Origin of the sequence: Alteromonas sp. I10, assembly GCF_003201515.1 — a bacterium.
In the GTDB taxonomy this organism is placed as follows: Bacteria; Pseudomonadota; Gammaproteobacteria; order Enterobacterales; family Alteromonadaceae; genus Alteromonas; species Alteromonas macleodii.
This window is the reverse complement of record NZ_QJJN01000005.1, coordinates 212,234-235,598: the sequence shown is the minus strand read 5'-3', so window position 1 is coordinate 235,598 and position 23,365 is coordinate 212,234. Positions and strand designations below refer to the sequence as shown.

Sequence of the window (23,365 nt, the reverse complement as noted above, 5' to 3'; positions counted from 1 at the left end):
GTTAAACGGCCTGCAGGCCGAATTGGTGAATTTTATTAATAAGTTCGCGATGTTTAGGCAGTTTCTCCACCGCCATGCCGCGAGCTTTTCTGTTCTGCATCAACTGTTGCTTAGCAAAGTCGGCGTTCACCCATTGCTGATGTGCGCCTAAATCTGAGGTAAACCCCATACCGTACAGGACATACTGATAGCTTGCCGCGGGGAATACCTCGTTGTTGCTGGTAAAGTCTTTGTCACTAGGTGGGTGGTATTGCCACAGTGCGAGTAATTCTTTTAATGAATCCGGAATAGTATGACTATCGCGATTGTCCCGCCAAAATGCGCTGTCTTCTCGCTTACTCAACATGTAATGCAGCTTTAAGAAGTCGATAATTCGCTGCCAACGGTAAGAAAAGGTGTCATTAAAGCGCTTCGCCACAATATCCATTACGGCTCGATTTGCTGGCAACTGTTCGGCGATCATTGAGGCAGACAGCTCCACCAGTACAAGCGCTGAGGCTTCTAACGGCTCTAGAAAGCCCGCCGCTAGCCCAACAGCCACGCAGTTATTTTGCCAAAAGCGCTGCCTGTGTCCGCTTTGAATAGTAATGTCTTTTACGTTTATCCCATCTATGCCGTTTAACGTGCTGGTTTGGCGAACGTATGTGTCTAAGCGAGCATAGGCGTCATCTTTACTCTGATGCCTACTGGAATAGACGTGGCCTACACCTCGGCGTGACTGCAAACCGATATCCCAAATCCAACCGGCGTCTTGTGCGGTGGAGATAGTGTGGGATGCAATAGGACTTTGCGGGGTGTCATAAGGCACGTGTACTGCTAATGCTCGGTCGATAAAAAGTACATCGTCACAGGGAATAAACGGCACCTTGTAGTGTTCGCCGAGCAGCATAGATTTAAAGCCGGTACAGTCAACAAAGAGGTCGCCTTCTACTTTTACCCCTTGCTCGGTATGAAGGGCTTTGATATCGCCGTTATTGCTGCTTTCGATGCGGTTAACGTCGGCCAGCACATGGTGTACACCTAGTTTTTCAGTGCAGTGTTTGGTTAAAAAGGCGGTAAATTTTCCTGCATCTAGGTGATAAGCATAGTTTGCGGTGCCTGCAAACTCTGCGTGGCGTATGCTTTTAGGTGCACATCCTGCTTCGCATATCGATTCCTGAACACATACTGCATGGGAAAAAGACTCGTTTAATTCTGGTGCTACAGTCTGCCAGTAAGGACCTAAATTTGTTTGCGAAAACCCTTGGGGCAGCATGAGAGGGTGGTAGTAAAAATCGTGCTCTTCACCAGTGGTCCACTTAGCAAACTTTGCTCCTTGCTTGAATGTGGCGTCGCATTCTTTGATGAAAGTGGTTTCGCTAATACCCAATGCAATTAGTGTTGAGCGCATGGTTGGCCAGGTGCCTTCGCCCACGCCAATAATAGGCACATTGGGGCTTTCTATTAAGGTTACTTTAATGTCTTTGCGGGTAGCGCATTGATGTTGCGCTGCAATACGACCAGCCGTTAGCCACCCTGCGCTACCGCCACCAACTACTACAATGTGCGTTATGGGAGTTGCTGTTGTCATACTGATTTCCTGAATAAAAACTGTGGCTACCAAATGGTAGCCACGAATGTGGGACCAACAAATGCCGGCCCCAATTACGCGAAACTAAAAGTTTCCGCGCACACCGAAGGCCCAACGTCTGCCGCTGTCTTCAACCAACAGCAAGTGATTAGAGAAGCGACCGCGTTTATGTACAAACTCTTCTGTAAGGTTAATACCTTCAAAGAAGATTTCTACATTGTCTGTCACGCTGTAGCTACCGCTAATGTCAAGCTGTTGATAAGACTCAACAATGGTTGGGCCGTCACCCTGCCCTTGTGTTAACGACTGAACGAACTCATCACGCCAGTTATAGGCAAGACGAATTTGATAATCGTCAGTTTCATAAAATGCCACCAAGTTGTAAGAATCGCTTAACCCGGTTAGTGCAAATACCTGATTAATATCGAATGGATCGAGTTCGGCGTCACTGTCAACGATAGTTCCGTTGGCAAGCACCCCAAAGCCATTATCGAAAGTGTGCTGAAGCGCAAGCTCGAAGCCGTCTACCGTTGCGTCTTCACCGTTATTTGGCAGAGTATTGGTAAACACAGCAACGTCGTCACCCGCATCTGGGGCGCTAGCGTTAGTGCCTGTAGAAGGGTCGGTTAGCAAGCTGCCGTCAGCAAGCTCGAAGGTTTTGTCTTCTTGGCTATTAACAATAAAGTTCGATACCAACTTTCTGAAGTAACCAATTGATGCATAACTTGCTTCGTCATAGTAATACTCTAGCGACAAGTCTAAGTTGTCCGATTTGAATGGCTCTAGTGCAGGGTTACCACTGGTAGACGTTAAATCACCACCTTGGCGGGTGGTTGTAATTACTGTCACCGGCGACATGCTGTTAAGCGTAGGACGAGTAATAGTTGAACTCGCCGCAAAGCGCGCAATTAAGTCGTCGGTAATTTCCAAACGTACGCTGAAGTTAGGTAATAGCACGTCGTAATCAGACTCAGTGGCAATACTCTGCGCATCACCAAAACCAGCCAGCATTTCGGTCTGATCCAGAATCGTTAAGCCCGTTATTGGCGCTTGCGTTCCGTTAACCGTCACATCCGTCATTTCATAACGCACACCAGCGGTTGCGCTTAAGAACATGTCTGCAACTTCGCCTTCAAAGTCGAATTCCATATAGGTAGAGATAATATCTTCTTCAACTTCAAAGCTGTTGTTACGGCGCACCGCATCAAAACTAATCGAATCACCATTTACGCTTTGATAGTAAGATTCTAAAAACGCAAAGTTGGCTTCGCCATCGTGGGCAAGCCAAGAGGTGGGCATGCGACCGCTACCACTTACGTCAGAAAGAAAATCGCTGCCTGCGTCAAAAACGTATTGGCTGCCTGCTGGGATCTCAGGCAAGTCTGGGTAACCACAGTAAGTACAGTGAATACCTACACCTTCATTGTCCCAACGGGTAAGTGATTTGGTTTCGGTGCTGTACTGTGCGCCAAAGCGAATTTCAGTTAGGCCGCTGCCATCGGTTACGTATTCGCCGTCAAAGCGCAGCTGGCTCACTTCATCTTCTACCGCCCAGCCTCGACGCAGCATTACGTGAGCTCGGCTGTTAGCTTCATCAAGATGATTGCTCACACCATCAGGTGTCAGCGCAGGGTTGTATATAGGGAATCCGTCAGGACCAGTAACAATCGCGCCATCTAGTTCTTGTTGTCCGCTATAAATATTGTCATTAGGCGAAGCGAACATGCTGGCAACTGGTAAAATGTTGTCATCTACTTGGAATCGTACGCGGTTGGCATAACCAATAAGTGAAAGCTGATCGCCGCCACCATTATTGGCTTCGCGTTCGGCTTCTGAATGACTTAAATCAAACGATAAATTCAGATTATCAGAGTACTGGTAATCAAAGTTAAGGCCTATGGCATAGGTATCAGTTAAACGGTCGAACGTTTTGGCGTGCATATCGGTCGCCAAACCTACCTCTTGGTATAAATCGACAATAGTACCGTTTGCATCAACCGTTGGGCTGCGGCGATTGCCGTTTTCATCAAACAGGCTGCCGTCATCACCTACACCCTGAATGTTAGGCGCGGTAAACCAGTGGCCGTACGACGTTGCTTCAGACTCTACGTCAAAATCTGAATACAGTGCGTCAGCAGTTACTACCAGTTTGTCGTTAGGTGCATATTGGAATACAAGATTAGCGTTTGTTCGGGTACGCTCTTCAAAGGTCACTTTGTGATCGTAGTTTCGCGGTGAAAATACATTGCCTGTCCAAGCGTCGCCTGACTGCGTAACAGGGTTTGGCACGCCAACGTTCTCTAGCCAACCGTCCATCTGAGCCTGGTTTAAGCGAGTCTCACGCTCTTGGTGTGAAACGGCAAGTAATACACCGAAGGTGTCGTCATTGAACGTGTTGCTAATAAGACCAGAAAATTGCGGCGTAGTTTCTTCGCTATTTTCGTCGTACACGCCTTTTACCGAGCCCGCCATTTTAAAACCGTTTAATGCGAACGGGCGCGCGGTATTAATATTAATGGTAGAGCCTACACCACCAGACTGCATTGTGGCCGTTGACGTTTTATGCACATCAAGGCTGCTTACTAACTCAGAAGCAATCGTGTCGAAACTGAACGCACGCGAATCGTTTTCAGACGCCATTTGACGGCCATTTACCAACACGGTGTTAAACTGTGGTCCAAAACCACGTACGGTAATTAGCTGGCCTTCACCGCCTGAACGGTCGATAGATACGCCGGTAATACGCTGTAGTGATTCAGCTAAGTTGGTATCGGGAAAATCACCGATGTCTTCTGCGCTAATGGCGTCGACTACGCCAGCAGAGCTGCGTTTAACATCCATCGATTTTGCAACCGATGAGCGGATACCACTTACCTCAATCACTTCTACGTCTTTATTGGGTTGCGCGTCTTGGGCAAATGCACTATTCGCAGAAATAGCCGACGCTAAAACTGCTGCCACTGAGCATGCAAGCTTGGTTTTCCTATACATGATGGTGTGTGTCCTAATCGTTAATTTTAATGCGCCTTATGGTGTGCACCCCACTTGGCTTTCTCTCACAGCATTTCGCTGTTAATTCATCAAGACGACACGGTTTGTAAAATCCCCCAAATTTATTTAACAATTTTTTAAATTAATTGAGTCACCTTATTTAAAAGGGGTGATTTCTTCGACATCGATTAGCGTAATCCACCTTTACGTGTGTTTAAAAAACGCACAATTATTAATGTATTCACAGAATAAATGCTTCTTTATCTACTTCATTTATCACCTGTATGCCATTTCTATATAAATATTAGTTATGACTCGTAAGTAAATGATACTAGTGATGTATGCCCATATAGCGTAGCTTTGCCGCAGTTTCGCTTGAAAAATAAGCGGAATAAGGGGTGCTATTCGAAGCAAAATAAATACAGAAATTGCATGTTCTGTTTTTGATTTAGCTAGAGAATGCTAGGCATAAGTGAATAAAATGGCTTAGTACTGTTTAAAGGGTGTCATTCTCGGATAGCCGGAATGTGAGGAGAAGCGTGTGAAAATCATAATATTGAATGAGTCAAAAGCGCCAGATCCGCTAAATAATGTGGAGAAGCGATGTGCGGCTACACCTAGTAGTGCACAGCGTCTGGTGAAAAAAGGGGCGACCTTACTGCTTGAAGCAGGAGCAGGCGTACACTCAGGGTATTCAGATAAAGAATACAAAGATGTAGGCGTAACTGTCATCGATGATGTGAATGATGCATTATCAACAGCAGATATGCTCGTGGCGGTGAACAAACCCACCGATGCACAGCTAGCGTTGATGAAAAAAGGGGCCATTGTGGTAGGCCATCTCGACCCTTTCTTTCAGCAATCGCTTGTTGAGTCTATTGCAGAAAAGGGGCTAACCGCTATTTCTGTAGAGATGATCCCTCGTTCTTCTCGTGCACAAAAAATGGACGCATTGAGCTCGCAAGCGAGTCTTGCGGGTTACGTAATGGTGATGCAGGCGGCGAATCAGTTGCCATCAATATTACCTATGATGATGACTCCGTCAGGAACAATAAAACCAGCAAAGGTATTTATTATTGGAGCTGGCGTAGCGGGTCTTCAAGCTATAGCAACCGCGAAACGCTTAGGCGCAAACGTACTTGCTTATGACACCCGCCCTGTGGTGGCTGAGCAAGTAGAATCGCTAGGTGGCAAATTCCTTAAGATCGACATTGGGGAAACAGGCCAAACGAAGGACGGTTATGCAAAAGAACTGACCGATGAACAAAAAGCGAAGCAGCAAGAAGCGCAACGCGACGCGATTGCCGACTCTGACATTGTTATTACGACAGCGCAGTTATTTGGTCGCAAACCACCAGTGCTCATATCAAAAGATACATTAGCACTCATGAAGCCGGGCAGTGTGGTTGTAGATATGGCCGCAACATCAGGTGGTAATGTTGAAGGTTCGGTTGCTGGCGAAACCGTTGAAGTTAACGGTGTAAAGGTAATTGGTAATGGTTACTGGAGCCAGTATGTGGCTAAAGCCGCCACCGACATGTACGCCAATAACATCTACAACCTTGTGGATGAGTTCTTCGACGATGAAACCAAAACCTTTAGGCTGAATTTAGAAGACGACATTCTGGCCGGCTGTGTTATTACCCACGACGGTAGCATCACCAACGACATGCTTAACAACGCATACAAAGGAGCCTAATCATGGAAATCATTTACCTACTTTTCATCGTGCTACTGGCTGCTTTTTTGGGTTTTGAGTTAATTCGAAAAGTCCCAGCAACCTTACATACACCCTTAATGTCAGGCTCTAACGCGATATCGGGTATTACGTTAGTGGGAGCATTGGTAGCCTCGGGTAGTGACAACAACTTGCTAACGACCATTCTTGGTACCGCAGCGGTGGCGCTGGCCAGCATCAACGTGGTGGGTGGTTATCTCGTTACTGATCGCATGCTTGGCATGTTCAAGAAAAAAGATAAATAAGGAGTACGCAAGTGAGTGATATCGTAACCGTAATAAACCTTGCGTACGTAGTAGCTGCGGCACTATTTATACTAGGACTTAAGTTACTTAGCCATCCAGATACCGCGAAAAAAGGTAACTTTATTTCTGCCATTGGTATGCTGGTTGCTGTCGTCGTCACCCTGCTTGACCAGCAGATTATTAGCTATCATTACATCCTGCTAGGTTTTGTTATTGGTGGCGCCTTTGGTGCATGGAAAGCTAAGACCGTTGAAATGACGGCAATGCCAGAAATGGTGTCGTTATTTAATGGCTTTGGTGGCGCAGCGTCATTGCTTCTGGGTTGGGCAACATTAGCCGGAATGAGCCTAATTACTCTTAAAACTGAAAGTGCGTTTACTTTTATTACCCTGTTTTTCACAATTTTAGTTGGGGGCATTACGTTCTCTGGCTCGGTGGTAGCCTGGGGTAAGTTGTCAGGAAAAATGAGCTCTAAAGCCGTTATTTTCACAGGGCTTCGCGAGCTAAGCATCTTGCATCTAATTGGCATGGTGGTGATTGGTTATTTCTTTACTACCGACCCAAGCAACCCACTTTGGATATACTGTGCTATTGCGTTGTCACTAAGCTTCGGCTTGTGGGCTACCATTTCAATTGGTGGTGCAGATATGCCGGTGGTTATTGCGCTGTTAAATAGTTACTCAGGTGTAGCAGCGTCGGCGGCAGGTCTTGCTACAGGCAACACAATATTGATTGTTACCGGCTTATTAGTAGGCGCGTCAGGCTTAATTCTTACCAATATTATGTGTAAGGCCATGAACCGTTCATTGATGAATGTGTTGTTGTCTGGCTTTGCCAAGCCAGTCGAGGCCGGCGAAAAAATAGAAGGCGAGATTAAAGTACTGTCGGCGCAAGATGCATTTTATGTATTAGAAGCAGCGCAAGCAGTACTGGTGGTGCCTGGTTATGGTATGGCGGTTGCGCAAGCGCAGCATGCGGTACGTGAACTTCAGTCGTTGCTAGAGGAAAATGGCTGTACGGTTGACTACGCCATTCACGCTGTAGCGGGGCGTATGCCGGGCCACATGAACGTGTTATTGGCAGAAGCTGACGTGCCTTATGACCAACTATACGAGATGGATGACGTTAACCCTCGTATGGAAAACTATGACGTGGTTATTGTTATCGGTGCAAACGATGTAGTTAACCCAGCAGCCAAAGAGATGAAAGGCAGCCCTATTTACGGAATGCCAGTTATCGAAGCACACCGTGCGAAAACGGTCTTTGTACTTAAGCGTTCTGCGAATGCCGGTTTTGCCGGTGTAGACAACCCGCTGTTTTTCAAAGACAACACGCGCATGGTTCTGGGTGACGCTAAAGACACTATTAACAGCATTATTCGCGAGTTCGGAGACGACTAATACAGCGTATCTCTTTGAGACATCTTCTAAAAAGGCCTGTTTAAAACACAGGCCTTTTTATCGGGTATTAAACTTAATTATAAAGTACTCAACTATAGTTGTAGTTGATGCTTATCAGCTCTAGTATGTGAATGCCATAGATGTTGAGTTAGCTATTCATATAGTCGCATAGAGATGTACGAGTAAATGTCTACGACCCCTTTTCATATTGAGCCGTTTAGAAATTGTATTTTGGTCACGCTTCGCGGTAAGTGGGATATGTCCACGAACATTCAGTACCTTGCTAAGCTTTCTGATTGCTTGAAAACCCGTAAAGGCAGACCCTTTCACTTATTTGTAGACATGCGTAGTTGGCAAATCCCCAATTCTGATACCTTCAATCAAATAAAAGCGCCCATTAAGTTAGATAGGCGAAGTCAGCTCAGCGAGACATGGCTGGAAGATGAAGCAACAGATGCTGATCACATTGCAGAGAAGTTTTTTAGCGCGCCATCAATTAAACTGGGATTTGAACTTGAACGTACTCAAAGCATCTCAGAGTTTATAACCCATTGTGAAGAAAAAGCAGATAACGTCGTTTTAGATTATGTTCGAACTTGGATAGGCTAAAAAAGCCCGCGTTCGATAAACAAAATTCGTCGCGACAATAGATATTTTATATCGCAACAACTATCGCGTTCAGTCTTACGTTGACTATAATACGCTGCTTATTTTCGCACTTTCTATGCTAGGTATTGGCCTAGCCCACTTACAAATAGGTGAATAAATTGTCAGATTGGAGCATCGAAGAAGCGGAGCGCGTCTATGGCGTGTCTCAATGGGGTGGCGGCTATTTTCAAATTGGTGAAAACGGCAACGTCCATATTACCCCTGTTCCTGAAGATCCTAGCATTCGAATCGACTTTAATTCGGTAATTGAAGATATCCGCAAAGAAGGCGTACAGTTTCCTGTTGTTGTGCGCTTCCACGATATTCTGCGCTCGCAAGTTGCGGGCTTGAACAAAGCATTTAGAAGCTCCATCGAAGAAGCCGAATACCAAGGCCAGTACCAAGGTGTGTATCCGGTAAAAGTAAACCAAATGCGCGAAGTCGTTGAGGAAATCGTCGATGCGGGCAAGCCATTTAACTATGGCTTAGAAGCGGGGTCAAAAGCCGAGCTTCTGACTGTGCTTGCCATGAATACCAACGAAGAGTCGCTGACTATCCTAAATGGTTATAAAGACGACGAAGTTATGCGTCTTGCGCTGTTAGGAAGAAAGCTGGGTCGCCGCGTTGTGGTAGTAGTTGAAAAATACACCGAGCTTCTTCTTCTGGTAAAAATAGCCAAAGAGCTGGATATCGATCCTATCATTGGTGTGCGCTCAAAAATGACGGTGAAAGGTCGTGGTAAGTGGGAAAGCTCTGGTGGTGAACGTGCGAAATTTGGTTTAACCATTACTGAGATCATTAACGCAGCCCGCTACCTTGAAGAGCAAGGCATGGCGCACTGCTTAAAGCTGCTGCATTTCCATATTGGTAGCCAATTAACAGACATTCGTGCGGTTAAAGAAGCGGTAACCGAAGGCGCGCGTATATACGCAGACCTTCACAAAATGGGCTTCGAGCTAGATTATGTTGATGTAGGTGGTGGCCTTGGTATCGACTACGACGGCAGTAATTCAACTAATGAATCGTCGCGTAACTACAGCATGCAGGAGTATGTGGCTGACGTTGTCTATGGCATGAAGGAAATGTGCGACCTTGAAGGCGTACCGCATCCGCATCTGGTTAGTGAAAGTGGACGTGCAATCACTGCGCATCACAGCTGTGTTATCACGGAAATTGTGGGCGAAATTAAGTCGAATGCGTCGCAAATGGATACATCAGCAAAAGCGGGTGAACACTTCTTCCTTAAGAATATGCGCGAACTTGCAGACACGTTTGATGAACAAACGAACATGCATGAAATTTACAACGATGCGTCGCAGTATAAAGAGCAAGCGCTAGATGCATTTAAATTACGCGTGTTGTCACTTGAAGAGCTGGGCAAAATCGAAACGCTGTACTGGCAAATTATGGGTCGCTTACAGCAGTGGTATCGCAACGAAGAATATGTTCCAGAAGAGCTTCAAGAGCTAGATTACAGTTTGTCGTCTCAGTACCTTTGTAACTTCTCTGTATTCCAGTCGGCTGCTGATACATGGGCCATCGACCAGCTGCTGCCGGTAGTGCCTCTTATTCGTATGAATGAAGAGCCAACGGTTAATTGCTCGCTAGTGGATATTACCTGTGATAGCGACGGTAAAATTGATCAGTTCACTATTGGCCGTGAAATTACTGACGTACTGCCAATGCACCCACTTAAGAAAGATGAGCCGTACTACATTGGTTTGTTCTTAACGGGCGCTTATCAAGACGTTATGGGCGACATGCACAACTTGTTTGGTCGCTTAAATGAAGTGCATATTTACAGCTATGACGACGATCCTGAAGACTTTTACATTGAAGAAGTGGTGAAGGGTTCATCGGTAGAAGATGTTCTTAACGTTATGCAGTATAACCCGCGCGCAATGGCATCAGACGTAAAACGCATGATAGACAAGCAAGTGTGGGACGGAAAATTGAACCCTCGTGAAGGGGTTCGCTGGACTGATTTTTACGAAAACTGTTTGGCAGGTTATACCTATCTAAAACAGTAGCGTTTAATATCTGAATGAAAGTACCGAAAAGCCGATGCCGATATTACTTATCTGCGTCGGCTTTTTTCAAGTAACGCTTCCAAAACTCGGCTGTCGTTGAATTAATCATATTCGACTCTGCATTCATCAGCATCACATAGCCAACTTTGTGTTCAGGCAAAAACGCCACGTCAGCACGATAGCCTTTTACCCAACCCCCATGATAGTTAAGCTGTAATCCATTTAAGTCGTAAATACGCCAACCCAAACCATAGTGAGCATCGTCAATCATGCCGCGCCAACCTCTGCGGTAGGTTTCGCGCTTCGTTTTCACGCGCTCTGTAGTGACATAGTCCACCATTTCATCGGATATGACCGTGGGGAACTCGCCTAGCAGCGCTTGCAGATAAATCGTCATATCTGAAATGCTAGCGTTAACGCCAGCAGCTGGAGAGAACCGGTAGTAGTTGCTTTCTACCTTTCCTTCGCGCCATTTATTTCTGGCGATAGCAATATGAGGTTGAGCCCATGATTCTGATGCAAGCAATCCGCCTTTTCCAACACTGGCTGTTTTCATACCTAGTGGTGCAAACAGGTTGGCCTGAAGCTGTCGTGAGTAAGAGGTATTATTGTTGCTGAAGTAGTATTCCAGCGCACCAAAGAGTGCATTTTGATAGGTATAGCATTCACCCGGCGCACACAGTGGTTCAAGCTCGCCCAGGGATTTAAGCACGCGCTCCAGCGAGTAGTCAGCTTCAATAAGGTTGTCGTAAGCGTTGGGCATAAAGCCACTAGATTGGCCAACGATATGTTGCAGTTGCAGCGCATTCATTCCTTTGCCTTTAAAAGGAATGTCGGGTAATAAGGTGGTTATCGGTGTTTCCCAGCTAAGCTGGTTTTTTTCTACAAGTTTAGCTGACAACAACGCAGTAAAGGTTTTTGAAACAGAAGCTAACCTGAATACTGTGTTCTCTGTAACTTTCTCTCCGCCGCGTTTGCGGGTACTTCCATATACGTAAACCCTTGGCGCTTTGCCCTGTTCATAAAACACAAACGCATAACCAGGCACGTTGTATTTTGAGGCTTCCTTTTGAACGTAACTAGCATAGTCATCAAGCCAATCCGCAAAAGCGCTTTGTGTAATGACCATTAGCATCGCTATCAGCCAAATTTTAGACAGGCGCAGCTTGAAGGTGCGCAAAGAGTTCAGCATACAGTCAGCTCGTTAAGCCTGTGGTTTTCTGATACATCCATCAGGCGCTCATTATTATTATCGCATTATTATGCGTTTAGCTGCTCCAATGATCAAATGTCGCTAATTATGCTCACTATCTCTTCAATGATTTGATTTATTCTAGCGGTAAGCGAACCGTTGTAAGAATATGCAAGAAAGGAAGAAAAGTTCGACTAGCAAGGTTTGTAATTATTGAGTTCTGATTTTGTCGCACCAACAGGGCCAATGCACGATACACTAGATAAAGGTGATAAACGACAGGTGGGAAGCGCATTCTAATGCCAGACAATCTTTTTGTCTCAGACATGAGGGCTTCAGAAAACTCAACAACTGCTGAGTCAGTGCTTTCAAAAGCAAGGCTTAGCAGAGATCCGCGCTTTGACGGACGATTTTTTGTGGCAGTAAAAACAACCGGTATTTTCTGTAGGCCAATCTGTCCAGCGCGACTTCCTAAAGAAGAGAATGTGACTTACTTTCAACACGCCACACAGGCAATGGCACATGGTTATCGTCCATGTTTTCGCTGCAGGCCTGACAGTGCGCCTCGTTCAGCGGCGTGGAAAGGCGTGGGCGCAACGATTAACCGAGCGTTGTCGCTGCTATCTGTTATTCCCATTGAGCGCGTTGCGGATATTGCTATGCGGTTGGGTATTAGTGAGCGTTACCTTAATAAGTTGGTCGTCAATGCTGTGGGCATACCGCCTAAGCAGTTTCAAAATATGCAGCGCACTTTGTTTGCAAAGCAGCTTATTCAACAAACTCATTTATCTATGACAGATATCGCAATTACGGCAGGCTATCAATCACTGAGACAACTGCAGCGGGCCATAGAGCAATATTGCGCTACGTCTCCTACCCAGCTTAGAAAAAAAGAGCCGGTTCAACAAAAGGCTATCTCTTTATTTCTTTCTTATCGGCCGCCGTACAATTGGCCTTATGTACGAGATTTCTTGGCAACTCGCGCTATTGAGGGCATGGAACGAGTAACGAACGAGAGCTATGAACGATACTTTTCATGCAATGAAAGTTTAGGCTTTTTTAAAGCCATTCACGACGAGGCGCGCCACGGATTCAAACTTCTCATCGACATGTCTGAATTAGGTCGTCTTCATACGATAATTGAAAATATAAAGCAGGTACTAGATCTTCACGCTGACCCGCTTTTAATTGAACAAAGCCTATTGCAGTCTGGGTTACCGCCGAGCAAGTTAACGCCTGGGCTACGCCTTCCCAGTGCATGGAGCGTATTTGAAAGCGGCTGCCGGGCGATTGTAGGCCAGCAAGTTAGTGTAAAAGCGGCTATTGGCCAGGTGACTTTACTGGTACATCAGCTGGGCGAAACGGTATCTGATGCGCTCCCGTCAAACGGTCTTGAATCTATAACGAGTGAACGCTACAGCTTTCCCTCGCCTGAAAGTGTGGCCGAAAACAGTCTTGAATTCTTACGTATGCCACAGGCGAGAAAAGAGGCTGTACGTCACTTTGCTCGTTTATTCATAAACGGTAACATGCCAAGCCATGAAGACATACTCGCCATTAAAGGCGTGGGGCCGTGGACGCTCGACTATTTAAAAATGCGGGGGGAGAGAAACCCTGATATTTACCTTGGCGGTGATTTAATCGTTCGTAAAATGGCGCAGCAGTACCCCATAGCGCCTGAAAAAGCGGCACCTTGGCGCAGCTATTTAACCCTTCAATTGTGGCAGTTAAGCAATCAGTAAAGAGAGTCGTAAGTATGAAATATACAGATTTCGTGAACAGCATACAGGGGCTTGTTAAAGTTGAAGCCACTGATGAAGGCATAACGGCTATCGAGTTCGTGAGTGCCGCTGAATCAGATAATACGGCCAACGCGAAGCAGGGTGGTATAGGCAGAGAAACTGCAGCGCAAGAAAGCGTGCTAAGCAACGACTTTCATTCGCAAAAAAACGCCATCACCGAAGCAGCGTGCAGTCAGTTACAAGCATACTTTGACGGTACGTTACGCGAGTTTGACCTACCGCTTTGCCCTAAAGGTACGGCGTTTCAGAATCAGGTGTGGGATGCTTTGCAGCACGTTAAATACGGCGAAACCGCTAGCTATTTAGATATCGCAAAAGCCATTGGCAACCCAAAAGCTGTCCGCGCCGTGGGTATGGCAAATGGTCGTAACCCTATTGCTATTGTTGTACCTTGCCATCGTATAATCGGAAGTAATAAAACCCTAACGGGCTACGCAGGTGGTTTACCGCGTAAGCAGTATTTACTTAATTTAGAAGGAGCCCAAGGGGTGCTGGGGCTATAAAAGAATGGGTGATAAGAAAATGGTGATAAAAGAATGGCAATAAGAGACATTATCTCGCTGCTGGTGTTAGCCGGTATCTGGGGCGGTTCATTTATTTTCATGCGTGTTGCCGCACCAGAATTTGGCATTTATGTATTAGTAGCCATTCGTACCGTGCTTGCTACAGCGGTATTGCTACCATTGCTGTTAATACGGGGGCCGGTAAAAGACATAAAACGCCACTGGTTGGCCATTGCGCTGGTGGGCATGGCTAATACGGCGGTTCCATTTGTTCTTTTTAATTACAGCAGTCTGCATTTAGAGGCAGGAGTTAATGCCATTCTAAATGCCACAGCTCCCATGTTCGGCGCTATTGTTGCCTGGCTGTGGTTAGGTGACAAACTAACGAAATCTGCAGTAGCTGGGTTGTTTGTTGGCTTTGTTGGCGTAACTGTTATTAGTCAGCAAAAGCTCGGCGAGGGAGATATTAGCTTTCTTCCCATTCTCACTGCGCTTTTAGCCACAACAGGTTATGGCATTGCCGCGTGTATGATGAAGAAATGGCTGCAGGGGGTTAAACCCTTAGTTGTTGCAACAGGTAGCCAGGCCATGGCCAGCGTGATGCTAGCGCCGTTTGCACTTGCAACCTTGCCAGATGCCATGCCAAGCGTGAATGCATGGATAAATGCAGTTGCACTCGCGGTTGGCGGGACGGGAATAGCGTATATTCTATATTTCAAACTGATTGCCGATATCGGCCCGGCAAAGGCTATTACGGTAGCCTACTTAGTACCATTGTTTGGCATTATTTGGGGTGTATTGTTCTTGCAAGAGCACTTATCAATTCAAACCATTGTGGGTGGTTTAATGATTCTTTTCGGAGTGGCACTAACCACAGGCGTTCTCAAGCGAAAACGCCTTAAGGTTAAACCCGCTTAAGATACGGCTGATAGACGCTAGTCTATCAGCTGCATTCTTACTAAATTGCTGCCGTCGCGCTTCGCTTGATAAAGCGCATCTTCCGCGTGCGCTGTTACTTCGTGCATAGCGCGTGGGGACGCGGTGTAAGATATACCAATAGACGCCGTAATAAGCAGTTCAGGTAACTCTTGTAGCGGCGGTAAGGTCGCAATACCGTGGCGAAGGTTTTGCGCCATATCAAATGCTACATGTGGGCCAGTATGCGGCAGTAAAATAATGAATTCGGCGCTGCTCCATCTGCCCAGAACGTCTTGCTCGCGCAAGTGCTCAGCCAAATATGCCACAACTTTATCTAACAAGTCGTCGCCGGTGTTTCTGCCGTGGGCGTCGACAATGTCAGAAAAATCATCAACACTTATTAGCATCACACTTAATGACTTATGTTCAGCTAGCAAGGTTTTGTAAATAAGCTGCAGGTTCTCTTTTTCTGGCAGACGATTAGTGTGTCGAACAACTAAATCGGGCTGCATGTCCTTTCTGAAGTAGTACAGCAAATTGTAGATAAGTAAAAACAGCGAAAATACAACAACCAGTAAAGTAACCACGCTGAAGATAAATGCCTGTGAAATTTCTGCCTGACGCTCTTCAAGAGGGCTGAGTAAGAACACCGTCCAGCCAAATTGATTTAGCTTTACTTCGGCAATAAGGAAATCGTTCTGATCGATAGTAACTAGTTTGTTATTGAGCGCTTGCTCGTTTTGAATAGTCAACGGAAGACTGGCGTACCACGGAAGTTCAGACAAATTAGTGAACTCAGAGTAAGACGCGATAAGGTTAGGGTCGGAAGACAACATAATGTCACCTTCACCGTCTACAAATAGAAAATCGTAGCCGTACTCTTGCTTGTAGGTATCAAATACCTCGATAAAGCTACGCAAGCTTTTGCCAACACCAAAGAAGCCTAAGAAGCGGCCATCTTCATCGTGAATTTTTATATCAATATAAAAATGGGTATCTTCCCATTTACCGATATCTGCTACGGCATCGGTAGGGGAGTCCTTGAACTTGAAATACCAGCTTACTTCCCCTTCAATAAGGTTAATAATGCTGCCATCTGAATTATATTGTTTTCTATCTGCCTCGCTGGCAATAAAGAAAGATAACCCGAACTCATTTTCAAGACGATCCAGTGTCTTAAAAACAGCCTCTTGATCAATCGTTTCTCCATCCATCAAGTCTACCAGTTCCGTAGAGTGCCCCAAGGCTTCAGAGATATGTAATGGTTTGAGAAGTTGCTCCACAATAAGCGATATCGCGGGCGAAAGTGACTGTTGTTGCGCTCGACTCTGCTCGGCAACAATCTTGGAAATACTAAAGTGCACCAGTGTAACGATAGCGACAACCACTACCGCAAACAACACTAAAATGCTTCTATGCAGTGTTCTAAATGTGTTCACAGACTACGCATGCTCCCTTGCCTGACTGAACTTTACCTATAATTGTAAGTATACCTGTTGCAATATTGAACTACTAGGTGACTATCATTAACTTTAGACTAAATAACAATGAAGGAAAACACCTAGTTTTCGCACTCTGCAAATAGCTTTTTATCACGAATGAACCGCTGACATATGCTATTCCCTTGGTTACACTATGCTCCGATTTTCATTCTCTTTGCGAAATAAAGGAATTATATGGCTTTCTCAGTGGTTGTTTTAGCGGCGGGTAAAGGTACTCGTATGAAATCGTCGTTGCCCAAGGTGTTACACAAAGTAGGTGGTGTGCCTATGGTGCAGCGAATTATCAACACAGTAAAATCACTGGGTGCTGACAATATTCATTTGGTCTACGGTCATGGCGGCGACCAACTAAAGGCAACGGTTGTTGAAGACAATCTAAACTGGTGCTTACAGGCCGAACAGTTAGGTACAGGCCACGCTGTTCAGCAAGCGGCACCTCATATTAAAGACAATGAAGACGTGCTTGTTCTGGTTGGCGACGCGCCACTTATTCGCGAAGAGACACTAAGTGCGTTAAAAGCTGTGAAGGAAAGCTGTGATTTAGCACTGCTCACTGTAAATCTAGACGACCCCACAGGCATGGGCCGTATTATTCGTGAGAATGACAACATTACCGCGATAGTTGAGCACAAAGACGCCACTGATGCCCAGCGTGAAATTAAAGAAATTAACACCGGTATGATGATGATGTCTGGTGCTGATCTTAAGCGCTGGTTGGGCGAGTTAAGCAATGATAACGCGCAAGGTGAGTATTACCTTACCGACGTTATTGCCATGGCAGCGGCCGAAGGCAAGCGAATTCAGTCAGCACAGCCACAGTCTGCGGTAGAAGTGGAAGGCGTTAATAATCGTTTGCAGTTAGCTAACCTGGAGCGCGCGCTTCAGCGTCGCCAAGCCGAGGAGCTAATGACCAATGGCGTGACCTTGCTGGATCCTGCTCGTTTTGACTTACGCGGCCAGCTTGAAACCGGAAACGACGTAATTATCGACGTTAACGTTATTGTTGAAGGTAAGGTGACACTTGGTAGCAACGTCGACATTGGTGCAAACTGTATTCTGCGCAACTGTACTATTGCCGATAACGCTGTAATCGAAGCTAATTCTATTGTTGAAGAAGCCAGTGTAGGTGAAGCCTGTACGGTCGGGCCTTTCGCTCGACTACGCCCTGGTGCAGTAATGCAGAAAAATGCCAAAGTGGGTAACTTCGTGGAAATGAAGAAGGCTATTTTAGGCGAGGGCGCCAAAGCGAATCACTTAACCTACCTAGGCGATGCAGAAGTGGGGGCCAAAGCGAACATTGGCGCAGGCACAATTACCTGTAACTACGACGGTGTGAACAAGTCCAAAACTGTCATCGGCGACAATGCCTTTATCGGCTCAAACTCGTCGCTTGTCGCGCCTGTAAACATTGGCAAAGGGGCTACTGTAGGTGCTGGTTCCGTGATCACGTCAACCGTAGACGAAGACGCGCTAGCCGTTGCCCGCGGTAAGCAGCGCAATATTCCAAATTGGCCGCGCCCGACCAAAAAATAAAGACGTACCCTAATTAAAGCTCGCTAACGGGTTACATGATGAGATAGGGCTGGCAAACACAAATAGTGATTAGCTAGCCCAGTTTCTTCTTCAGTCCCATCAAACTATCGCCCAGTCAGAAAGATGACAAAATCAGAGGGCTTAAATTAACGTCTACTGTGTCGCTGTAAACGCAACTCATTCAGCTATCTGTCTTCTAAATAATGAACTATCTAAGGTTTCCCCTATCTATCATTACTGATAGTGTGTGTTTACTTACTTCTTAATTCTCGTTACACAAGGATATGCGATGATATCTACACTTCTGGTTGGCTTTGGATTTTCCGCCACAACCTTTCATTTGCCATTTCTAAATTATCTACCGCAGTTCTCTGTCGATGTGGTTATCTCTTCAAAACCTGATGTGGTTAACGCAGTTTTACCCCATGCTGAAGTGTATGGCTCGTTGGAAGAAGCGCTTAAAATTCACGATGTAGATTTGGTGGTTATTACAACCCCAAATCACCTTCATGGGCCACAGGCGAAACTGGCATTAGAGCACAGCTGTCACGTATTGGTAGAAAAGCCATTTACATTAGATAGTGAAGAAGCAGAAGCTTTAGTAGAGCTTGCACATTCTCAAAATAAACAGCTTTGTGTTTATCACAACAGACGTTTTGATGGCGATTTTCTTACGATTAAGCAGCTAATTAACGATGGAAAACTTGGCGACATTAAACGTTTGGAAAGCCGCTTCGATCGATTTCGCCCAGTACCACGAGACAGATGGCGTGAAAATGCAGGGCCAGGAAGCGGTATCTTCTGGGATTTAGGTCCCCACTTAATCGACCAGGCGCTACAGCTTTTCGGCGAGCCGGAAAAAGTGTCGGCAAGCATACAGGCCTTGCGTGAAAATGGGCAGTCAGATGACACGTTCGATGTAACACTTCACTATGTTGATAAAGTTGTAAAGCTAGGTAGTTCAGCTTTTCAGGCAGGAGCAACATTGCGCTACGACTTGCAAGGCACAAAAGGCAGCTTTCGAAAGTTCTATTTAGATCCGCAAGAAGATCAATTGCGTGCAGAGCTATCCTTTGATGATGAACACTGGGCGATTACAAAAGACAACGAGCATGGCGTGCTAGCTGTGGTCAATGAAAGCGGCCAGCTAGTTGAAGAGACGGTGACAACATTGAAGGGTGAATATCTCACGTTTTTCAATCGGCTTGCTCACGCTATTGAAGACGGTAAATTCTCGCCGGCTGACGCGAGTACGGTCGTACCTGTTATCAAAGTCATTGAGCTAGCCATAAAAGCGAGTGCTCAAAAGAAATCGCTGGCGTTTAATTAAACAATTATCTTGATCGTTGTTTCAATTTAACTTACGATGCTTTCACTTTAAAACTAATAACTTTCGTTTTGAAAGTTATGATTGAATGTTGAAGATGTGTTTGCGGACTGTTTTGCAGACGTTTCATGGCTTGTTCTCAATTGGAACAACGCGTACAGGAAGGTTTAGCGAGAAGGCGGCAAGAGCATGAGGTTATATTGAAAAGTAGTAAATCAGTTGAACAGCGCCGCCAGCAGATAGTGGCGTGGGTGAAAGAGCATGGTCAATCACAAGTTGAAGATTTGGCCGTGCGTTTTGCTACGTCTGAAGTCACCATTAGAAAAGATCTCGCAGCCCTTTCGCAGCAAGGTTTACTGATTCGACAGTTTGGTGGCGCAGTACCTGTACCATCATCTACCAACTCAAATGCTGGGCCATCTCAGTTTATTACCAATGACCCTTTCACAAATTCAACTGCTAGCCCAGCAATTAACGCTATAGGCCAACTTGCAGCGAGCTTGGTCAAACCGGGCAATAAGCTCGTTATAGACTGCGGGTCTACCACCGCATCCATCTTACCCCATTTATCACATATCGATGATTTAGTGGTAATGACCAACACGTTATCAACTGCCAATTACCTTACTCAAAGTGAAAAAGAGCCGACGGTGTTAATGGTAGGGGGCACATGGGATGCCCAATCTCAGTCGTTTCAAGGCGCGATGGCTGAACAGTTGGTTAGTGCCTATAGTTTTGACATTGCGTTTATTGGTGCCGCGGGCATAGATGTCACCAGAGGCACCACCACTTTTAACGAGCTTATTGGTGTAACCCGCGCCATGGCTGTGGCGGCGAGTAAGGTGGTTATAGTAGCCAGTTCAAAGAAATTAACGCATAAAATGCCTAACCTAGAGCTAAGCTGGAAAAACATTTCTGTTTTGATCACTGATGAAGGCATTAGTGAACAAGACAAACTTAATATTGAAAATCAGGGCGTGACAGTACTTATTGCAGCGCCAAGTGGAGAATAATCATGTGTGGAATAGTTGGCGCTGTAGCTGAGCGTAACGTAGTTGAAATCCTATTAGAAGGTTTAAAAAGGCTAGAGTATCGCGGCTATGATTCAGCTGGCGTAGCGCTACTGCAAGGCGACGGCACGCTTACGCGTATTCGCCGTACAGGCAAAGTACAAGAGCTTGCTGATGCGGTTGCAGAAGGTGAAGCTTTGGGCACAACTGGAATTGCTCATACCCGTTGGGCAACGCACGGTGGTGTGACTGAAGCGAATGCGCACCCACACTTTTCAACTGAACGTGTAGCTGTTGTTCACAACGGTATTATTGAAAACTATGTTAACTTAAAAGCACAGTTAAAAGAGCAGGGCTATACCTTTACCAGCGACACCGACACAGAAACCATTGCCCACACCGTACACGAAGAGCTTAAGTCAGGTAAGACTTTACTAGACGCTGTACAAAGTGCCGTTAAAACCTTCCACGGTGCGTATGGCACCGTCATCATGGATAAAGAAGATCCTAGTCGCGTAGTGGTTGCACGTTCGGGCAGCCCGCTTGTAATTGGTTTAGGCCTTGGCGAGAACTTCATTGCGTCAGATCAAATGGCATTATTGCCAGTGACACGCCGCTTTATCTTTTTAGAAGAAGGCGATGTGGCAGAGATTACTCGTCGCGATGTTAAAATCTTCGACAAAGACGGCAATGCCGTTGAACGCGAAGTGATTGAGTCGAATATCGAGCACGACGCGGGTGACAAAGCGGGTTACCGCCACTACATGCTCAAGGAAATTCACGAGCAGCCAACCGTTGTGCGTAATGCGCTTAAAGATCGTATTGACGAAAACGGACTTACCGCTGACATATTTGGTAAAGGTGCTGACGAGATATTCAAAAAAGTACAGCATGTACAAATTATTGCCTGTGGTACCAGCTACCATGCGGGTATGACGGCGCGCTATTGGCTAGAACAATATGCAAATGTGTCTTGCAACGTAGAAATTGCATCGGAGTTTCGTTACCGCAAGTCAGTAGTGCACCCGAACAGCCTGCTTATTACTATCTCTCAATCAGGTGAGACAGCCGATACGTTAGCTGCCCTTCGCTTGGCAAAAGAGCTGGGCTATATGTCTAGTTTGACTATCTGTAACGTTCAGGGTTCGTCATTAGTACGCGAGTCAGACCTTGCATTTATGACCCGCGCTGGCGCGGAAATTGGCGTTGCGTCTACCAAAGCTTTCACTACTCAGCTCACTGCGTTCTTAATGCTTACCCTAGCACTGGGCAAAGAAAACGGCATGACAGACGCTGACAGCAAAGCTATTGTCTCTGCGCTTCATAGTCTACCTGCAAAGCTTGAAGAGACCTTAGCGATAACTGGTGGCATTGAAGATTTAGCTGAAGAATTTGCAGATAAGAACCACAGCTTGTTCCTAGGTCGTGGCGACCAATATCCTATTGCCATGGAAGGGGCGCTAAAGCTTAAAGAGATTTCTTATATTCATGCGGAAGCGTATGCGTCTGGTGAATTGAAACACGGCCCACTTGCGCTTATTGATGACGAAATGCCCGTTATTGTGGTTGCACCGAACAACGAACTCCTCGAGAAGCTAAAGTCGAACGTTGAAGAAGTACGTGCCCGTGGCGGCATCATGTATGTATTTGCGGATAAAGATGCGGCGTTTGAAGGTGATGAAACCATGCGCGTTATCAACGTACCGCACTGCGACGAACCAATCGCACCTATCATTTATACCTTGCCACTACAGCTTTTGAGCTACTACGTAGCGCTAATTAAGGGCACCGACGTTGACCAGCCGCGTAACTTGGCGAAGTCGGTTACGGTGGAATAAAGCACACTGCTGAAGCACTTATTCTGTCACATACAAACTAAGTTGGAAAGTTATTAACAAGGATGGAAAGTGACAAACAAAGTTGGAAAGTGGATGTGAATTTTGCAGGCTGAACTATTAGCTTGGCCTGCATTAACTAAATCTTATGGAAAAGAGTTATGAAGTTATATGTAATTGGGAATGGTTTTGACTTGCATCATGGACTCAATACTTCGTATAGCTCGTTTGGGTTGTTTCTAAAAAAGCATTATTCCGATGTATATGAATTACTTTTAGAACATTATGGTTTCGAGGACATTAATTCAGAAAATCAATCAGTTATTAGAGATCTTCTTTGGTCTGATTTCGAACATAGTCTGTCATTATTGGATACACAAACAGTTTTAGATGCATATACTGATTATCTTGCTAATCCAAGTTCTGACGATTTTAGAGATCGAGACTGGGGAGCGTTTCAAATTGAAATGGAGTTTGTTCTTGAGAAGTTAACGGCGACTTTATTCAGCGCGTTTAAAGAGTTCATTCTTTCTGTTGAATTCCCTAAACTTGATCAACTGAAAGAAATAAAACTAAATAAAAAAGCAAGATACCTAACATTTAACTATACAGATACCCTATCACGATACTATTCGATTTCAGATGAGAATGTATTGTTTATACATGGAAAAGTTGATGGACGTGTAGATGAATTAGTGCTTGGACATGGGGTTAATCCTGATAGTTTTATAGAAAAACCAGAGTCTCCGCCCGAAGGTTTATTCTCTGAGAATTTAGAAGCTTGGTATGAACACATGTCGGATCAATTTGATTATTCATATGAGCTTGGTAAAGAAACTATCAATCGATACTTCAATGAAACTTTTAAGTGCACGGAATCAATAATATCGAGTAATGCTATGTTTTTCAGAAACCTGAAAAACATAGACGAAGTAATAGTAATTGGTCATTCGTTAGCAGATGTTGACATGCCTTACTTTAAACATTTAGCTAATTCGACTAAGCACTCTACTAACTGGACGGTGACATTCCACGATGAAAGTGATCGAAATACGCACTTTAGTAAGTTAACAAACTTAGGTATTAAAAATATTTCAGTAGTTAGAATGAGTGCTTTGTAG

17 protein-coding genes are annotated in these 23,365 nt (G+C 45.4%); 13 read left to right on the top strand and 4 right to left on the bottom strand.

Features of this window, described 5'->3' with window-relative positions:
- Nucleotide 1: 1 nt before the first annotated feature.
- Nucleotides 2-1,570, bottom strand: a complete 1,569-nt coding sequence (locus BZA03_RS12040; protein ID WP_110288908.1) for a tryptophan halogenase family protein — start codon at nt 1,568-1,570, stop codon at nt 2-4.
- 84 nt (nt 1,571-1,654) lie between these two features.
- Entirely contained in the window at nt 1,655-4,561 is a 2,907-nt protein-coding gene (locus tag BZA03_RS12035; RefSeq protein ID WP_014951247.1) for a TonB-dependent receptor, read from the bottom strand.
- 541 nt (nt 4,562-5,102) lie between these two features.
- Between BZA03_RS12035 and BZA03_RS12030 the strand changes: the two genes are divergently transcribed.
- The 5 genes from BZA03_RS12030 (at nt 5,103) to speA (ending at nt 10,622) form a co-directional block, all read left to right on the top strand.
- The gene (locus BZA03_RS12030; RefSeq protein WP_110288907.1) at nt 5,103-6,260 is read left to right on the top strand and encodes an NAD(P) transhydrogenase subunit alpha; all 1,158 of its coding nucleotides are present in this window, start codon (nt 5,103-5,105) and stop codon (nt 6,258-6,260) included.
- 2 nt (nt 6,261-6,262) lie between these two features.
- A complete protein-coding gene (locus BZA03_RS12025; protein WP_014951245.1) occupies nt 6,263-6,544 on the top strand; it encodes an NAD(P) transhydrogenase subunit alpha in 282 nt (93 codons plus the stop codon).
- A gap of 11 nt (nt 6,545-6,555) precedes the next feature.
- Nucleotides 6,556-7,944 (top strand): NAD(P)(+) transhydrogenase (Re/Si-specific) subunit beta, encoded by a 1,389-nt coding sequence (locus BZA03_RS12020; RefSeq protein WP_014951244.1) that lies wholly within the window; start codon nt 6,556-6,558, stop codon nt 7,942-7,944.
- A gap of 186 nt (nt 7,945-8,130) precedes the next feature.
- The gene (locus BZA03_RS12015; protein ID WP_014951243.1) at nt 8,131-8,553 is read left to right on the top strand and encodes a hypothetical protein; all 423 of its coding nucleotides are present in this window, start codon (nt 8,131-8,133) and stop codon (nt 8,551-8,553) included.
- Nucleotides 8,554-8,711: 158 nt separating this feature from the next.
- Nucleotides 8,712-10,622 (top strand): biosynthetic arginine decarboxylase, encoded by a 1,911-nt coding sequence (gene speA, locus BZA03_RS12010; RefSeq protein ID WP_014951242.1) that lies wholly within the window; start codon nt 8,712-8,714, stop codon nt 10,620-10,622.
- Nucleotides 10,623-10,665: 43 nt separating this feature from the next.
- On the opposite strand, the gene BZA03_RS12005 is transcribed toward speA, so the two are convergent.
- Nucleotides 10,666-11,814: a serine hydrolase gene (locus BZA03_RS12005; protein WP_039229068.1), complete on the bottom strand. Its 1,149-nt coding sequence runs from the start codon at nt 11,812-11,814 to the stop codon at nt 10,666-10,668.
- 299 nt (nt 11,815-12,113) lie between these two features.
- Here BZA03_RS12005 and BZA03_RS12000 point away from each other — a divergent pair, with 299 nt between their 5' ends.
- Genes BZA03_RS12000 through BZA03_RS11990 form a run of 3 tightly spaced genes read left to right on the top strand, consistent with a single transcriptional unit; the run spans nt 12,114 to nt 15,037 of the window.
- Nucleotides 12,114-13,556 carry a DNA-3-methyladenine glycosylase 2 family protein gene (locus BZA03_RS12000; RefSeq protein WP_110288906.1) on the top strand — a complete coding sequence of 481 codons (1,443 nt, stop codon included), beginning with the start codon at nt 12,114-12,116 and terminating at the stop codon, nt 13,554-13,556.
- Between the two features lie 14 nt (nt 13,557-13,570).
- Nucleotides 13,571-14,119, top strand: a complete 549-nt coding sequence (locus BZA03_RS11995) for a methylated-DNA--[protein]-cysteine S-methyltransferase (protein ID WP_110288905.1) — start codon at nt 13,571-13,573, stop codon at nt 14,117-14,119.
- Between the two features lie 33 nt (nt 14,120-14,152).
- The gene (locus tag BZA03_RS11990) at nt 14,153-15,037 is read left to right on the top strand and encodes a DMT family transporter (RefSeq protein WP_110288904.1); all 885 of its coding nucleotides are present in this window, start codon (nt 14,153-14,155) and stop codon (nt 15,035-15,037) included.
- 17 nt (nt 15,038-15,054) lie between these two features.
- Here BZA03_RS11990 and BZA03_RS11985 read toward each other — a convergent pair whose 3' ends face one another.
- Nucleotides 15,055-16,476 carry a sensor domain-containing diguanylate cyclase gene (locus BZA03_RS11985; protein WP_110288903.1) on the bottom strand — a complete coding sequence of 474 codons (1,422 nt, stop codon included), beginning with the start codon at nt 16,474-16,476 and terminating at the stop codon, nt 15,055-15,057.
- Nucleotides 16,477-16,713: 237 nt separating this feature from the next.
- On the opposite strand from BZA03_RS11985, the gene glmU reads away from it, so the two are divergent.
- From glmU to BZA03_RS11960, 5 genes are all read left to right on the top strand, one after another.
- Nucleotides 16,714-18,072: a bifunctional UDP-N-acetylglucosamine diphosphorylase/glucosamine-1-phosphate N-acetyltransferase GlmU gene (glmU, locus tag BZA03_RS11980; RefSeq protein ID WP_110288902.1), complete on the top strand. Its 1,359-nt coding sequence runs from the start codon at nt 16,714-16,716 to the stop codon at nt 18,070-18,072.
- Nucleotides 18,073-18,361: 289 nt separating this feature from the next.
- Nucleotides 18,362-19,402 carry a Gfo/Idh/MocA family oxidoreductase gene (locus BZA03_RS11975; protein WP_110288901.1) on the top strand — a complete coding sequence of 347 codons (1,041 nt, stop codon included), beginning with the start codon at nt 18,362-18,364 and terminating at the stop codon, nt 19,400-19,402.
- 197 nt (nt 19,403-19,599) lie between these two features.
- Nucleotides 19,600-20,412 carry a DeoR/GlpR family DNA-binding transcription regulator gene (locus BZA03_RS11970; RefSeq protein ID WP_110288951.1) on the top strand — a complete coding sequence of 271 codons (813 nt, stop codon included), beginning with the start codon at nt 19,600-19,602 and terminating at the stop codon, nt 20,410-20,412.
- Between the two features lie 2 nt (nt 20,413-20,414).
- Complete coding sequence (gene glmS, locus BZA03_RS11965; RefSeq protein WP_014951234.1) at nt 20,415-22,247, top strand: glutamine--fructose-6-phosphate transaminase (isomerizing); 1,833 nt, start codon at nt 20,415-20,417, stop codon at nt 22,245-22,247.
- A 158-nt stretch (nt 22,248-22,405) separates the two neighbouring features.
- A complete protein-coding gene (locus BZA03_RS11960) occupies nt 22,406-23,365 on the top strand; it encodes a bacteriophage abortive infection AbiH family protein (RefSeq protein WP_110288900.1) in 960 nt (319 codons plus the stop codon).

Excerpts from the sequence above, each read along its gene's own strand:
- BZA03_RS11975 (WP_110288901.1), top strand. The coding sequence starts at position 18,362 with ATGATATCTACACTTCTGGTTGGCTTTGGATTTTCCGCCACAACCTTT.
- BZA03_RS12000 (WP_110288906.1), top strand. The coding sequence starts at position 12,114 with ATGCCAGACAATCTTTTTGTCTCAGACATGAGGGCTTCAGAAAACTCA.
- BZA03_RS12025 (WP_014951245.1), top strand. The coding sequence starts at position 6,263 with ATGGAAATCATTTACCTACTTTTCATCGTGCTACTGGCTGCTTTTTTG.
- BZA03_RS11960 (WP_110288900.1), top strand. The coding sequence starts at position 22,406 with ATGAAGTTATATGTAATTGGGAATGGTTTTGACTTGCATCATGGACTC.
- BZA03_RS12005 (WP_039229068.1), bottom strand. The coding sequence starts at position 11,814 with ATGCTGAACTCTTTGCGCACCTTCAAGCTGCGCCTGTCTAAAATTTGG.
- BZA03_RS12015 (WP_014951243.1), top strand. The coding sequence starts at position 8,131 with ATGTCTACGACCCCTTTTCATATTGAGCCGTTTAGAAATTGTATTTTG.
- BZA03_RS11995 (WP_110288905.1), top strand. The coding sequence starts at position 13,571 with ATGAAATATACAGATTTCGTGAACAGCATACAGGGGCTTGTTAAAGTT.
- glmU (WP_110288902.1), top strand. The coding sequence starts at position 16,714 with ATGGCTTTCTCAGTGGTTGTTTTAGCGGCGGGTAAAGGTACTCGTATG.
- BZA03_RS11990 (WP_110288904.1), top strand. The coding sequence starts at position 14,153 with ATGGCAATAAGAGACATTATCTCGCTGCTGGTGTTAGCCGGTATCTGG.
- glmS (WP_014951234.1), top strand. The coding sequence starts at position 20,415 with ATGTGTGGAATAGTTGGCGCTGTAGCTGAGCGTAACGTAGTTGAAATC.
- BZA03_RS12040 (WP_110288908.1), bottom strand. The coding sequence starts at position 1,570 with ATGACAACAGCAACTCCCATAACGCACATTGTAGTAGTTGGTGGCGGT.
- BZA03_RS12035 (WP_014951247.1), bottom strand. The coding sequence starts at position 4,561 with ATGTATAGGAAAACCAAGCTTGCATGCTCAGTGGCAGCAGTTTTAGCG.